This is a genomic window from Wolbachia endosymbiont (group B) of Ischnura elegans (assembly GCF_947251585.1).
GTDB lineage: Bacteria > Pseudomonadota > Alphaproteobacteria > Rickettsiales > Anaplasmataceae > Wolbachia.
This window is the reverse complement of the sequence record NZ_OX366371.1, coordinates 1,739,542-1,753,507: the sequence shown is the minus strand read 5'-3', so window position 1 is coordinate 1,753,507 and position 13,966 is coordinate 1,739,542. Positions and strand designations below refer to the sequence as shown.

The following is a 13,966-nucleotide window of genomic DNA, read 5'->3' as shown; positions in this document are numbered from 1 at the left end:
CGTGAACGGTTACACAGCAACACGTATAACTTGGTCACCAGTGTTTTGTCATGCAGGAGAGGAGTATGCAATAGTACTGCTTACTGATGATCCTGGTACCGCAGTAAAGATAGCAGAACTTGGCAAATATGATGCAGTAAATAGCCGTTGGGTAACAAGCCAGCCATATCAAGTAGGAGTATTACTGTCATCAAGCAATGCAAGCACCTGGACTCCACATCAAAATTTAGATTTAACGTTTCGACTACTAGCTGCAAAATTTAGTGAAGTTTCTCATGTTGTTGATCTGGGCAAAGTTACTGTAAATAATGTATCAGATTTAATTGTTTTGACGAACGTCGAAAAAGTAGCATTTGATACCAATGTAGAATTTATTCTGACAGATGAAGAGGGAAAAGAAAACTTTTTGTCTGATAATTTGCCGCTTGCACTGCGTGAAAGACTATCTGGAGAGTTAACGGTAAAAGCAAGCCTAAAAGGAGGGCGAGAAAAAAGTCCAGTTCTTTATCCTGGACTACAGCTAGTTCTAGGTAATCTTTCAGAGTCTGGAGATTATGTTACAAGAAGTATTACAGCAGGAGCTAACACTAAAATTACCATAACGTATGATGCGCTAATACCTGGCACTGCAGATGTTAAAGCATATGTACAAAAAAACGTGGATTGGCAATTAGTAAATTTAACATCAGGAAAACCAATTGGAGAAAATTGGGTGGAAAGAACCCACGTACTGACAAACTTTAATGCCAGTGAAACAAGGGTAAAATTGGTTTTAAGTGGTACGGTTATCTATCGGCCAAAGGTAAAAAACTTGCGGATTGTTATAACATAAGAAAAATGCCAAATGATAAAACAAGGCGTGGATATCCTTTACCGCATCCAGAAAATATTGCAGTTCAAGATGTGGTACGTATCCGTACTACAATTGAGAAAATAGATGAAGATATTACCGAAAGAGAAGATGAGCATAATCAACTTAAGAGTAATTTTGAGCGGTTTAATTTTGAGACTTTTTTAAATTTTTGGAAATGAAAGAAGCAATATACCAAAGGATAAAGGATTTAGCAGCAAATAGCACACCTGATCAACTGGCATATCTTGCAAAATCGCTGGAATTGATAGCAGATAAAAAAGCTATTTCCAACGTTGTACAGATGACTGAAGTAAAAGGAATAATTGATGCACTACAAAAAAGACTTAAGGATTTAGCAGAAAACAGTACTCCAGATCAATTAGCATATCTTGCTAAAGCATTGGAATCAATAGTCGACAAAAGTGCAGTTTCTGAAATTGTACAGATGACTGATGGTAAGCTAAAAGAACTTCTTGATAGTACAAAAAAACACTTAACTGATCTGGATAATAAAAAAGCTAGTTCTTTAGCAGTGATCTCTGAATCAGAGAAGCAGTTATTAAAGAGAATTGATGAAAAAGGAACAACAAATTTATCGCTACTTGATACGAGAAAGAATGCCAATATTGCAGCAATAAATAGCATTAGTAATAGTCATAAAGATGGTCTTAAAGGTTTAGTGAATAACTTCCGTACTGTTAATGATGTACCAAGTGGCTCATCAATCATGAAAGAAGTAAGAAATCGTCATATGATTGAACCTGGAGCATTACCTTTTTTATTTGGTGTACTAAGTAGAAAAAATAATTACTTTGGCCACGGAACTTTTACAACTGAGCTTGGTCAGTGGAGTAGTGATGTAACAAAAACAGACTATATGCTACAACTACTAGCAGGTACTCACACATATGATACAAGCTATGTTAGTTTTTATCGGCCAAGACAACTCAGTTTTTTAGAGGGAAGCAAAGGTACATTTATCTATGGAGAATCATACCCAAGATTTATGTATGATGGATTTTCTGAGCAATTCAATATGCTGAAATACCCTTATGCTGAATTGGGAGTAATATTCGTAAAAAACACAAGCAATGTAGATATAAGTAAAACTCTAAACTTTGTTGGATCTGCAATGTGGTATAAAGAAGAAGTTAATTATGGAGGAGCAGGATTATTTATAGGTACACCTGATAAAACTAATACAAGGAAGTCAGAGATTTCGAGAATTACTTGGACACGTATTTACCAGCATGAAATTAACAGTCCTGAATTTATTGCATCAGGTAACATAATCATTCCAGCAGGAAAAACCGTTACAGTGTTACTTTATACGTCATCTAATCTTCACTCAGAAGGTGAAAGAGTTGGTGAGACACCTGAGTTCTTTGCAAGTGAGCACACGTATAGCACAATCTATGGTCAATTTATTCAGTGGGGAATATATAACTTTCGCAGCAATTTTCTGACTACAGGACTTGAAATAGATGTAGAGAGAACACTAAGAGCTTGGCAGTGTCCTGGGTTAGATGCAACATATAAACTTTGGCATTAAAAAATATATAAGTTGAAAACAAAATACTTTAAAACAAGCCAGAGAGAATTTTTATTGGTAATTGTTTAACAGGAGGGGAAAATTGTTCAACGCAGTAAAAAGAATATTTAAGAAGAGCTATTGCAAAATGCGAAATTTTCTACACTTTCTAGTTTTTGTCTTTATTTTTATAAATATACTAAACCTTAAAAAGTAGCAATCAGAAGAAGAAAATTAAAAGAGTTTTCTTGACAATTTTAAAGAGCAAGTTTTAGCAGATAACTATATGACAGAGGAATTTTTGCACGGAGTAAATGTTATAGAGGTAACCTCTGGAGCAAGGTCAGTACGTACAGCTAAATCATCAGTGATAGGTGTAATTGGTACTGCACCTGAAGCAGATGAGCAAAAATTTCCGCTAAATAAACCAGTGTTAGTTGCAGGAAGCTTAAAGGAAGCAGCAAAGCTTGGAAGGAGTGGAACTCTTTTCTCAGCAGTAAAAGGAATATTTTCCCAAATTGGTGCAACAGTAGTAGTTATTCGAGTTGAAGAAAGTGATCCAAAATTAAAAGAAGAAGAGACGCTGAAAAATATAATTGGCGGTGTTGATAAAGAGACTGGAGAGTATCAAGGGATAGAGGCATTCCTCAGTAGTGAAAGTATAGTTCATGTTGCTCCAAGAATATTAATTGCACCTCAGTTTACTCATCAATTGCCTGAATCTGAAAATCCTAAAAACCCAGTAGTAGCAGCTTTGATAGGAGTAGCAGAAAAGCTGAGAAGCATAATAGTAGCAGATGGACCAAATACCAATGATGAAGAAGCAATCAAGTGGAGAAAAAGTGTAGGCAGCTCAAGAGTTTACGTAGTTGACCCATGGATTAAGTTATTTATTGAAGGAAAAGAAAAAATCTTGCCATCGAGTCCATTTGTAGCTGGTTTAATAGCGAAAGTAGATAGCGAGCAAGGCTTCTGGCACTCACCTTCAAATAAAGAAATAAACGGTATTGTTGGAACAAGCAGGCCTATTGATTTTACGCTCGGTAATACAAATTGTAGAGCAAACCATTTAAATGAAAATGAAGTAACAACGATAATTCATCAAAATGGCTATAGGCTTTGGGGAAATAGAACATGTTCAAACGATTCGAAATGGGCTTTTCTATCAGTAAGGCGCACTGCAGATTTAATTAACGATAGTTTACTTCGAGCTCATCTCTGGGCAGTTGATCGCAATATCACAAAAACTTATATAGATGATGTGATTGAGGGGGTGAATTCTTATTTGGCCAATTTAAAAGCCCAAGGAGCGATTATCAGCGGAAAATGTTTCCAACACCTGAATTCAATACACCAGCAAATATTGCAAATGGCAAAGTGTATTTTGACTTTGAGTTTACACCACCGTATCCGGCTGAACAGATTACTTTTCGTTCACGTTTGGTTAATAGTGAAATATCGTAATTTTATTAAGGGGAAAAAAGATGCTACCAAAGATTTTAAAGAATTTTAATATATTCGTAGATGGTCGGGGTTATGCAGGAAAAATAGATGAAATAACCTTGCCAAAACTTACCATAAAAACAGATGAATATAGAGCTGGTGGTATGGATATTCCAATAAATATTGACATGGGCATGGAGAAATTAGAAGCAGACTTTACTTTTTCTGAATACGATACAGAGCTCTTTCGGCTATTTGGGTTGATAAATGGAAATTCGGTATCTTTGACGCTCAGAGGTGGAATGCAAGGTAGTGGTAGTAATGATATTGAAGCTGTAATAATCAATTTAAGAGGCATTTTTAAAGAATTTGATTTTGGTAGCTGGAAACCTGCTGAAAAAGCCACTCTAAAATGCACTGTAGCTGCTCATTATTATAAACTTACGATAGGTGGCAATGAGCTGATAGAGATCGATGCTGAAAATATGATTAGAAAGATAAATGGTGTTGATCAAATGGCCTTGCTGCAAACGGTTTTAGGTATTTGACAAAATCGCATAAAAATGTTAAAATGTAAGAAGTTGTAGGTATATAGTTGATATGGATTCTAAAGCTCATACAAATTCCATAGAGCAGGAGCAGCTAGCTAATTTACTTGTTAGTGTAGCTCAATCTCAAGACAAGTCCGTTTTAAAATTATTAACTGAGTTAATGGAAGAAGAAATTGAAGATATGGAATTGTCTAAGATTGCTGATGAACGCTATAAAGAAAAGAGGGTTAAACATCAAGATGTCTTTTGGGATTAAACCTTACAATATAGACTATTCAGAATCTGTTATAAAGAAGGACATTCCAGCTCTTCCAGCAAAAGTAAAGTTGATGATTAAGAAGGCAATAATGGAGCGTCTAACAGTTGATCCAATTGGACTTGGAAAGCCATTAAAGCACAACTTAAGTGGGCAACGTAGTCTACGAGTAAGTACCTACCGCATACTCTATTACATAGATGTACCAGAGCATACAGTAGTCATTACTTCAATTGAACATAGGAAAGATTCTTATCAAAGCTAATCCTATTTATAGCACCATAATCATAATAAAGAAATTAGTTATGTAAAAGCCGATATAGACTTTTATTTAATTAACTTTTTAAGGAGGAACATGCAAGCTATAACACTTAATAACCCAATAACAGTTGATGGAATTTCTGTTTCAGAACTTACCATTAGACGTCCAAAAGTTAGAGACTATTTGGCAATAGAACGCATTAATGGTAGTGACCTAAATAAGGAAGTGACTTTGACTGCCAACCTGACATCAGTTGCAAAAGAAGCAATTGAAGAGTTAGATATTGCTGATTATGTAAAAATGCAAGAAGTATTAAAGGATTTTTTTTCACCAATTATCCAAAAAACTTGAGATTAGAAATACTAGTGCTTGGCTCTATCATAGGTGGTGGAGTTGAGCACATTCTTGATATGGAATTTAACGAATTTATCTTATGGGCAGAAACAGCAAAGAGGTCTAAATGTCAACGTTATCTATAAAAATCGGAGCAGTCTTAGATGGCAGCTTTAATACTGTAATAAAAGGAAGTAGTAGTCAACTTACTCGTCTTGGTGAGAACATAAGAAAGCTTGACTCATCTTTAAAATCAGTATCAAAATTTAAGCAGTTGGGTAGTGATGTTTTAACTAGTAGAAGGTCATGGAAAGGTTTTGAGGATCAGGTAAAATCTTTAGCTAAACAAATGAAAGCAATAGAGAAACCGAGCAAAACTTTAAAAGCTGAGTTTGACAAGGCCAAAACCTCCGCAACAAAAGCAAAAGAAGCATATTTAAAAAATAGAGATGCTTTGCATTCATTCAATGAAGAAGTAAGGAAAAGTGGAAGAAATGTTCAGTCCTTGATAAAGGATCAGCATAAACTTGGTGCTTCTGTGGGTATGCTAAAAGGTAGATATAGCAAGTTGAGTACTGCCATCAAAGATCGGGACATGTTTTTGGGGAGAAAAGCATACTTTAAATCACAAATGGTAGAAACGGCTGCACTTGCACTTGGGTTTGCAACTCCAATTAAAGTTGCGATTGACTTTGAAAGTGCTATGGCTGATGTTAAGAAAGTAGTGCAATTTGCTGAGGATGAAGCAGCTCACAATCAAGGAGCCGCAGAATTTGGTCAGACATTAAAGGAACTGTCCCGTACGATACCACTTTCGGCTGCTGAGTTAGCTAAAATTGCTGCAAGCGGTGGACAACTTGGTGTTAAAAAAGATGATCTGATTAAGTTTACGACAACAGTGGCTAAAATGTCCACAGCATTTGATATGTCTGCAGAGCAGGCAGGTGATTCTATAGCTAAACTTGCCAATATCTATGGAATAGATGTAGACAGGATGGAGTGGGTGGGTGACATTATAAACCACTTATCAGATAAGACTGCTGCTAAAGCAAAAGATATGGTTCAAGCGCTTGCTATAGTTGGTGGTACTGCAAAACAGTTTGCTTTGGTATTAAGGAGACAAGTAGTTTAGTAAATGCCTTTATTAGCTTAGGTAAGCAACCAGCAAAAGCAGCAACTGCAATAAATGCTCTACTTAGTAAACTCCAGACTGCTGAGGGACAAAGCAAAGAGTTCAAGGCAGCATTAGAAGACATGGGAATAACTGCAGAAGAGATGACACAAAGGATTGGTGAAAACGGTCAAGATGCACTACTTTATTTTTTTGAAACTATGGAGAAAGTAGATAAACAGGAACGTTCTCAAATCCTCCTTAAGTTATTTGGTCAAGAATACCAAGATGACGTTGCGTTACTAGTTGGAAGCTTAAAAAATTTTAAAGAGGCTATAACTCATGTAGCTAACGAAAAAGAATTTGAAAAATCCATGCAAAAAGAATTTAACAATCGTGCAGCAACTACAGCAAATAATTTACGACTACTGAGAAATGCAATAGCAGAAGTAGGAATGAATTTGGGCTCAGTAATGCTACCTCCTTTAAAATGGGTAAGCAGTCTTTTAAGGGAGATAACTAACCCTATAGCTCGATTTGCAGAAAAATTTCCAGTTATTACTACAGGAATAATGAGCACCATAGCAGCACTAATAGGTCTTAAAGTTCTAGTAGTAAGTGGTGGTTATGCATGGAATTTAATTAGAGGTGGAATGCTCGCTTTCTCAGTTGTTTTGCATGGGATACTGAAGCCTGCACTAATATCACTAGCAACATATGCTATTCCAGCGGTAATTACTGGACTGAGTGTTTTAAAAGCTGCAACTCTGAGCTTAGCAACAAAAGCCTTTCCTCTACTCTCATCAGTTATACCGGTAATAGTAACAGGACTCAGGGCAATTACATTAAGCAACCCTATAGGGCTTTTAATTACTGGACTTGTCACAGGCGCAGCTCTTGTTATAACTAACTGGCAAAAGGTGAAAGACTTTTTCTCTAGCTTTTGGAAATCGATAATAAAACCCATAGAAGAAGCTTTTTCATGGGTAGGAAATACTATTAGCAGTGTGTTTGGAAAAATCTCTGAGAATAGTCCACTAAAAGAATTTGAAAAAAGAAAAAGTATTGTTACTGAAATAAAAGCAGTACATACTCCCCTAAAGAGTAATATTCTCAACAGTGAAAATCCTTTGTTAGGTAACAGTATAATTAAAGAATTTTCCAAGAGAAATCAGAATAGCTTCAGAATCAAAAGCCTTATTGAGGAAAAAAATCCACAGAAAATGATAAGATATTTGCAGATTTTGCAACGAGTAAGTTTGAAAATAAAGAACAGAAAACTATGAATCAAACTCAAAACATCACTAATAATTACACTATCAGCATTAAAGCAGAGCCAAATCAAGATATTCGTAGCCTTGCAGATGAAGTAATAAAAAGGATAAGAGAAAAATCACGAGACGTTATGTTTGATACGGTAGATCCTATTTATTGATGTTGTCTTTTGGTCCATATAAACTTACCCCAACAAGTTTAAAATATAGCAAAGAGAAGCTTTGGAGTGTAGTTGAGTGTATTGGTAAGCAATTGCTACAGAATATTGGTCAGGGAGCAGAAAATATAGATTTAGAAGGAGTAATTTATCTTCATAATGGATTAGATCAGTTAAAGAATATGAAAGAAGCAGAAAAACCTAACATTTTAGTTGATAGCATAGGAAATGTTTTGGGGCAATTTGTAATTACTCGCTTTGAAGAAAAGCAAACATCATTTTTCCCTTGTGGATTGCCGAAAAAAGTTGAATTTAATTTAAGTTTGAAGCGTTATTCATGACTATATACTACTTAGCAAAAGAAAATGATATGTTAGACTATATTTGCTGGAAGCACTATGGATTTACTTCAGGAGCAGTAGAAATAGTATTAGAAGAAAACCCTGGACTTGCGGAATATGGAAGTTTTTTACCGGCAGGACTGAAAATTAAGCTGCCTATAATTGAGAAACCTCTACAGAAATCAATCTTGAAGATTTGGGGGTAAGATGCAACCAGAGTTTATCATTGAAGGGTATGAGTTAGCAAAAGATCGCTTGGTGTCAATGCATGTTACTGATGAATCAGGGACTATAGAAGATATAGCTGAAATATGTGTCGATTACAGGGATGATAACATAAAAGTTCCAAAAGAGCTAAAGATTGCTTTGGGATATAGAGAAACGGAGGTACTACCCATAGGTATATATAGAGTCAATGAAATTACAGTACAAAGTCCACCAAAAACCTTAATAATCAAAGCTCATGCAACAAATTTGATGATATCACTAAAGGAAAAAGTATCCAGAGAGTGGCACCAGATTACGTTAGGTGATTTAGTCAAAGAAATAGCAAATAAACATGGGTATGGATATAAAGTTGCTGAAGAATTTAAAAATGTTTTGATTCCACATATTAATCAAATAGAAGAAAGCGATATAAGTTTGCTAACCAAAATAGCAATAGAACGTGAAGCAATTGCAAAGCTAGCTGGTGGATACATACTTTTTATTCCAAAAGGTGCAGCAAAGTCAGCAACGGGAAAAGCCTTAGGAACAACGACTATTAGACCTCAAGACACAATTAATTGGAAAGTGCATTTTACTGTACGTGATAAATACAATTCAGTAGTAGCAAAATGGCACAGCTATGAAAAGGGTGAAACTATTAAAGAAACAGTTGGTAGCGGTGAACCAAGTTATATCATGCTAGAAATTCATCCAAATGCAGAGTGGCTTTGTTGCATAGCTAGTGTTGGTTGAGGTTATTGTAAGGAGAAAAGCTTATGGTTACTAACGCATTTTGTTGTAAAATAGGCATTTTTCAAACAAGTATAACTTATGCCACAAAAAATGAGAGTAAGTAACCAAAGAGAATATAATGAGTTTCTAAAAAAAAGAGGAAATGTTTTTCATTTTGTTAATCAAGCCATAGAAAATTGGTATGAAAATAGTCCAAAAGTTGCAGGTGGCAATAACACTTATAGTGATAAAGTTGTAATTTTAATACACATAATAGTTCATCTTTTTAGAATTGGCTTGAGACAAGCTGTAGGTTTTGTAAAAGGTTATATGGTACAAATAGGCAAAAAACTTAAGATTATCAGCTATACACAAGCTTCCAGAAGATTTAAAAAGCTTAATTTGAAGATTGATGACCATAGAAGCAATAAAGATGATCTGGAAAATGTTGAAATTGCCGTAGATAGCACTAGAGTTAGTATCTACAATAATAACGGTGGGCATAGTAAGCTTAATATTCGAAAAAGAAAATACAGTGGTTATGGTCAAGTAAGAAAATTACATGTTATTTTAAACATAAATGATAAGAAAGCAATAAGCATGAACTACACTAGTGGTGTTGCTGTAGACTATTTGCCGGTCTGCGATATGTTAGAAGAAGTCAGTGATAAATATAACATTTGTTCTATTCGAGCAGATGCGGCTTATGATATAAAAAGTGTGTATAAAGAATGCAGAAAATACAATATTGTGCCTATTATTCGCCCTAGGAAGGATACTAAAATTTGTTTAGCTGACTACTTATCAGAAAGAAACAAGTATATTAGTAGAATTAGGTCATATGAGAATTATGAAGATGGTATTAATGAATGGAAGAAAAAAGTTAAGTATGGAGCACGGTCTTATATTGAAGTCTTTTTCTATAGGTTGAAGCAAATATTTGGGTTTGGCTTGAAAAATAAATCAGAGGTAAATCGTGAAAAAGAGCTGTTAATTAAGTGCTACTTACTGAACAAATTTACTGATATTGGTATGGCTAAATTTAAATTAGCTGCGTAAGTTCATTGTGATTTACATGCCTATCAGTGCTATGCAACAAAGCCATGCAGAGTCAGCACTGAGTGCAGCAAATGCCAAGTTGAAACAATTGAAACGTAATAATGAGACTTTAGAAATGACAATACCAGGTAATCCAGAGTGGCTTTGTTGCATAGCTAGTGTTGGTTGAGGTTATTGTAAGGAGAAAAGCTTATGGTTACTAACGCATTTTGTTGTAAAATAGGCATTTTTCAAACAAGTATAACTTATGCCACAAAAAATGAGAGTAAGTAACCAAAGAGAATATAATGAGTTTCTAAAAAAAAGAGGAAATGTTTTTCATTTTGTTAATCAAGCCATAGAAAATTGGTATGAAAATAGTCCAAAAGTTGCAGGTGGCAATAACACTTATAGTGATAAAGTTGTAATTTTAATACACATAATAGTTCATCTTTTTAGAATTGGCTTGAGACAAGCTGTAGGTTTTGTAAAAGGTTATATGGTACAAATAGGCAAAAAACTTAAGATTATCAGCTATACACAAGCTTCCAGAAGATTTAAAAAGCTTAATTTGAAGATTGATGACCATAGAAGCAATAAAGATGATCTGGAAAATGTTGAAATTGCCGTAGATAGCACTAGAGTTAGTATCTACAATAATAACGGTGGGCATAGTAAGCTTAATATTCGAAAAAGAAAATACAGTGGTTATGGTCAAGTAAGAAAATTACATGTTATTTTAAACATAAATGATAAGAAAGCAATAAGCATGAACTACACTAGTGGTGTTGCTGTAGACTATTTGCCGGTCTGCGATATGTTAGAAGAAGTCAGTGATAAATATAACATTTGTTCTATTCGAGCAGATGCGGCTTATGATATAAAAAGTGTGTATAAAGAATGCAGAAAATACAATATTGTGCCTATTATTCGCCCTAGGAAGGATACTAAAATTTGTTTAGCTGACTACTTATCAGAAAGAAACAAGTATATTAGTAGAATTAGGTCATATGAGAATTATGAAGATGGTATTAATGAATGGAAGAAAAAAGTTAAGTATGGAGCACGGTCTTATATTGAAGTCTTTTTCTATAGGTTGAAGCAAATATTTGGGTTTGGCTTGAAAAATAAATCAGAGGTAAATCGTGAAAAAGAGCTGTTAATTAAGTGCTACTTACTGAACAAATTTACTGATATTGGTATGGCTAAATTTAAATTAGCTGCGTAAGTTCATTGTGATTTACATGCCTATCAGTGCTATGCAACAAAGCCATCCAGAGTTATGTGCAGAGGCAAAACTTAATCTTGTAGGATTCAATCAGGATATAGATGGTGAATGGGTAATTGATAGAGCAGAACATATTTTAAATAGCTCAGGATATTGTACTACATTATCAGCGTCTTTGAGTAATTATGTTTAAGAGAAAATAAGTACATTGTTGATTTAATGCAAAAAAAATGCCGAACATGAGCAAGAAACAAGCTACATTGTGGTTTATATTGGTAATAGTATGCATTGTTATTACGTATTACTATCAAAAATCCAAGACCGCTGAAGAGTATCAGAAAATGTTAGAAGTGTCAGCTAAGAACTGTGACTTAGAAACTGTAAAATCATTAGTAAAAAAAAGTAGAGATGATTCAAATATTAGCAAAAAGGCATTATATTATGCTTCAGAGAAAGGATGCTTAGAAATTGTTACATTTCTATTAGATCAAGGAGTAGATATAAATATTAGTTTAGCACTACTTGGTGCTGCTGACGGTGGTCAATTAGAGGTTGTAAAACTTTTGTTGAAGAGAGGAGCTAACCCTCATATTAGAGGTTGGAAAGAACAAACTCCAAGAGCTAGGGCATTTAAAAGATCATTTTATTATAGAGATAAACCTTATAGAGAAATTATAGACCTGCTTGATCAGGCGGAAAAACAGTATAAACCAAAGCAGTAAACCGTATGTACAACACGCAGTACAAATTCTCAATAACACAAATTATGCAAAATCAAAAGATTCCAATCACAGTAATAGTAACGATGCTAATACAGACCATAGCAACAATTTGGTGGCTTGCAAAGCTGGATTTACGGGTACACATGCATGATAAATTTGTAGAACAAAATAATGGATTAGCTATTATGGTATATCGTCTGGAGGAGAAAGTAAAAAACCTCTCTGAAGAGTTGGATGAGCTTAAAGCTGATTTAAAGTAATTACTCTTCTATTTTTGGTGTGTAAGCATCAGATTGAGATTGACGATCCTTCCAGTTTTTGATGTATTGCTCGACTAATGGAGGATCTCCTGTTATAATTAGTAGATTCTCAGCGTTTTTTTTTCTGTGCGGCGTCAGAGAAATTGAGTAACCGTTCACGCAATGGCGTCAACTTAAGAGCCTTCATTAGCAGACTCTCCTAAAGACATGATGGCGTTTAGGCTTATCAACTTTGTCCATTCACGGTATAAGAAAGTAGTTTACAAAAATTGCATAATTAGTATAAAAAACAATAAACTAGATAGATGAGGGGTTGATGATAGAGGTGCTACAAGAAAAGATTGTGGTATTGGAGTCAGAAGTTGGTACTCTGAAAGCAGAGAATGATAAGTTAAGGACAAAAATAATTGAGCTAGAGGATAAGCTGGGTTTAAATTCAAAAAATTCATCGCTGCCACCATCGCAAGATGTATATCGCAAAAAGACAAAAAAGAAGAGCGATAAAAAACCAGGCGGGCAGCCAGGACATGAAGCGCACAAGCGGGAATTGATGGTAGCAGATGAGGTGGTAAAATGTTCAATTGATACAATTTGCATGTGTGGAAGCCAAGTTATTTTAGAAGAAGAAACTGTGCATCAAAAGGTTGAATTGCCAAAAATTAAACCGATAGTGACTGAATATAGGCTACAAAAAGGCTACTGTAAGGCGTGTAAGAAAAGGATCTCAGCTAGTCTGCCTGAAGGTGTGACAAGGGATCTTTTAGGAGCTAATGCAAAAGCAGTAATTAGCAGTTTTAGTGGATTTTTTATCAATTCAAAAAGGGAAGTACAGCAAATTTTGAGCAGCATATTTAATCTGAATATAAGCCTAGGTTTGGTATCAAAGACCGAGGGTAGAGTATCAGAAAAATGTATATCTGAATACGAAAAAATAAGAGAAGAGCTACGGAAAAGCAAGTATTTACATATAGATGAAACAAGCCATAGGAACCAGGGAAAGAAAGGTTGGAGTTGGGTAGTAACGAATAAAACAGCAACACTTATGAAGTTAGTTGGATCTCGCGGAAAGAAGATATTAAAAGGGCTATTGCCAGAGTATGATGGAATAGTTATAAGCGATAGGTATGCTGCGTATAATTACTTTAATCGTGAAAACAGACAGATATGCTGGGCCCATTTAGCAAGGGACTTTGAAAGGTTTTTTTACAGTAAAAATGTTGAAGTGAGCAGAATTGGCGCAGCATTAAAATCGCTGAGCAACAGGGTATTTGTGGTAGATAGAGCACGTAAACAAAACCTGATAGACAATTTAAGATTTTTCCGGTTAATGAGGAAGATTCGAAAAAGGGTGAAACATTTTTTGCGAGAGATAACAAGGGTTGCAAAAGGAACTCAGGCCTCGAGAATGGCTGCCAATATACTACGTTCTGAAGATATGATGTGGAGATTCGTGCGCAATCCTGATCTGATCGAGACAACCAATAACCTTGCAGAACGTCAGGCTAGACGGTACGTCATTTATCGTAAAAATAGTTTTTTCACTTGGTCAGAACGTGGAGAAAAGTTCATTGAAAGAATGCTTTCGATATTTTTGACTGCACGTTTGAATGATCAGAATCCTGTCCAGAAACTACAGAATTTAGTCGCTATTCCTGCCTAATTGGGA

At 35.0% G+C, this 13,966-nt stretch carries 16 protein-coding genes and 4 pseudogenes; 19 read left to right on the top strand and 1 reads right to left on the bottom strand.

Annotation, left to right across the window (positions count from 1 at the left end; all coding sequences use genetic code 11):
• Positions 1 to 13 precede the first annotated feature (13 nt).
• From OPR58_RS09080 to OPR58_RS08995, 18 genes and pseudogenes are all read left to right on the top strand, one after another.
• Positions 14 to 832, top strand: a pseudogene (locus OPR58_RS09080) (hypothetical protein); the annotation flags it as partial.
• Positions 833 to 837: 5 nt separating this feature from the next.
• The gene (locus tag OPR58_RS09075) at positions 838 to 1,032 is read left to right on the top strand and encodes a hypothetical protein (RefSeq protein WP_017532579.1); all 195 of its coding nucleotides are present in this window, start codon (positions 838 to 840) and stop codon (positions 1,030 to 1,032) included.
• A complete protein-coding gene (locus OPR58_RS09070) occupies positions 1,029 to 2,405 on the top strand; it encodes a hypothetical protein (protein ID WP_265022508.1) in 1,377 nt (458 codons plus the stop codon). Before OPR58_RS09075 ends, OPR58_RS09070 begins: the two co-directional genes overlap by 4 nt.
• Positions 2,406 to 2,670: 265 nt before the next feature.
• Positions 2,671 to 3,848: pseudogene (locus OPR58_RS09065) on the top strand (phage tail sheath subtilisin-like domain-containing protein).
• Positions 3,849 to 3,868: 20 nt separating this feature from the next.
• A complete protein-coding gene (locus OPR58_RS09060; RefSeq protein ID WP_265022507.1) occupies positions 3,869 to 4,375 on the top strand; it encodes a phage major tail tube protein in 507 nt (168 codons plus the stop codon).
• A gap of 52 nt (positions 4,376 to 4,427) precedes the next feature.
• A complete protein-coding gene (locus OPR58_RS09055; RefSeq protein WP_265022506.1) occupies positions 4,428 to 4,634 on the top strand; it encodes a hypothetical protein in 207 nt (68 codons plus the stop codon).
• Positions 4,618 to 4,899: a type II toxin-antitoxin system RelE family toxin gene (locus OPR58_RS09050; protein ID WP_265022505.1), complete on the top strand. Its 282-nt coding sequence runs from the start codon at positions 4,618 to 4,620 to the stop codon at positions 4,897 to 4,899. Before OPR58_RS09055 ends, OPR58_RS09050 begins: the two co-directional genes overlap by 17 nt.
• 90 nt (positions 4,900 to 4,989) lie before the next feature.
• Positions 4,990 to 5,247, top strand: coding sequence for a phage tail assembly protein (locus tag OPR58_RS09045; protein ID WP_265022487.1), 258 nt, complete (start codon positions 4,990 to 4,992; stop codon positions 5,245 to 5,247).
• Positions 5,248 to 5,356: 109 nt separating this feature from the next.
• Positions 5,357 to 7,775, top strand: a pseudogene (locus OPR58_RS11335) (phage tail tape measure protein).
• Positions 7,775 to 8,113, top strand: a complete 339-nt coding sequence (locus tag OPR58_RS09035; RefSeq protein WP_265022504.1) for a phage tail protein — start codon at positions 7,775 to 7,777, stop codon at positions 8,111 to 8,113. The pseudogene OPR58_RS11335 and the gene OPR58_RS09035 overlap by 1 nt, the downstream one beginning before the upstream one ends.
• Complete coding sequence (locus tag OPR58_RS09030) at positions 8,110 to 8,319, top strand: tail protein X (protein ID WP_406846502.1); 210 nt, start codon at positions 8,110 to 8,112, stop codon at positions 8,317 to 8,319. Before OPR58_RS09035 ends, OPR58_RS09030 begins: the two co-directional genes overlap by 4 nt.
• A gap of 1 nt (position 8,320) precedes the next feature.
• On the top strand, positions 8,321 to 9,073 hold the full coding sequence (locus OPR58_RS09025) for a phage tail protein (protein WP_265022503.1): 753 nt from the start codon (positions 8,321 to 8,323) through the stop codon (positions 9,071 to 9,073).
• Between the two features lie 78 nt (positions 9,074 to 9,151).
• A complete protein-coding gene (locus OPR58_RS09020; protein ID WP_265022212.1) occupies positions 9,152 to 10,111 on the top strand; it encodes an IS5 family transposase in 960 nt (319 codons plus the stop codon).
• 31 nt (positions 10,112 to 10,142) lie between these two features.
• On the top strand, positions 10,143 to 10,280 hold the full coding sequence (locus tag OPR58_RS09015; RefSeq protein ID WP_265022502.1) for a hypothetical protein: 138 nt from the start codon (positions 10,143 to 10,145) through the stop codon (positions 10,278 to 10,280).
• A 78-nt stretch (positions 10,281 to 10,358) separates the two neighbouring features.
• Positions 10,359 to 11,318, top strand: coding sequence for an IS5 family transposase (locus OPR58_RS09010; protein ID WP_265022212.1), 960 nt, complete (start codon positions 10,359 to 10,361; stop codon positions 11,316 to 11,318).
• 31 nt (positions 11,319 to 11,349) lie between these two features.
• Positions 11,350 to 11,511 carry a hypothetical protein gene (locus OPR58_RS09005; RefSeq protein WP_265022501.1) on the top strand — a complete coding sequence of 54 codons (162 nt, stop codon included), beginning with the start codon at positions 11,350 to 11,352 and terminating at the stop codon, positions 11,509 to 11,511.
• Positions 11,512 to 11,659: 148 nt separating this feature from the next.
• Positions 11,660 to 12,040, top strand: coding sequence for an ankyrin repeat domain-containing protein (locus OPR58_RS09000; protein ID WP_265022500.1), 381 nt, complete (start codon positions 11,660 to 11,662; stop codon positions 12,038 to 12,040).
• Between the two features lie 44 nt (positions 12,041 to 12,084).
• Positions 12,085 to 12,300, top strand: a complete 216-nt coding sequence (locus OPR58_RS08995; protein ID WP_265022499.1) for a hypothetical protein — start codon at positions 12,085 to 12,087, stop codon at positions 12,298 to 12,300.
• On the opposite strand, the pseudogene OPR58_RS08990 reads toward OPR58_RS08995, so the two are convergent.
• A pseudogene (locus OPR58_RS08990) lies at positions 12,301 to 12,445 on the bottom strand (phospholipase D family protein); the annotation flags it as partial. It abuts the gene before it with no gap.
• A 171-nt stretch (positions 12,446 to 12,616) separates the two neighbouring features.
• Here OPR58_RS08990 and tnpC point away from each other — a divergent pair.
• On the top strand, positions 12,617 to 13,960 hold the full coding sequence (tnpC, locus tag OPR58_RS08985) for an IS66 family transposase (protein ID WP_265022247.1): 1,344 nt from the start codon (positions 12,617 to 12,619) through the stop codon (positions 13,958 to 13,960).
• Positions 13,961 to 13,966: the final 6 nt, after the last annotated feature.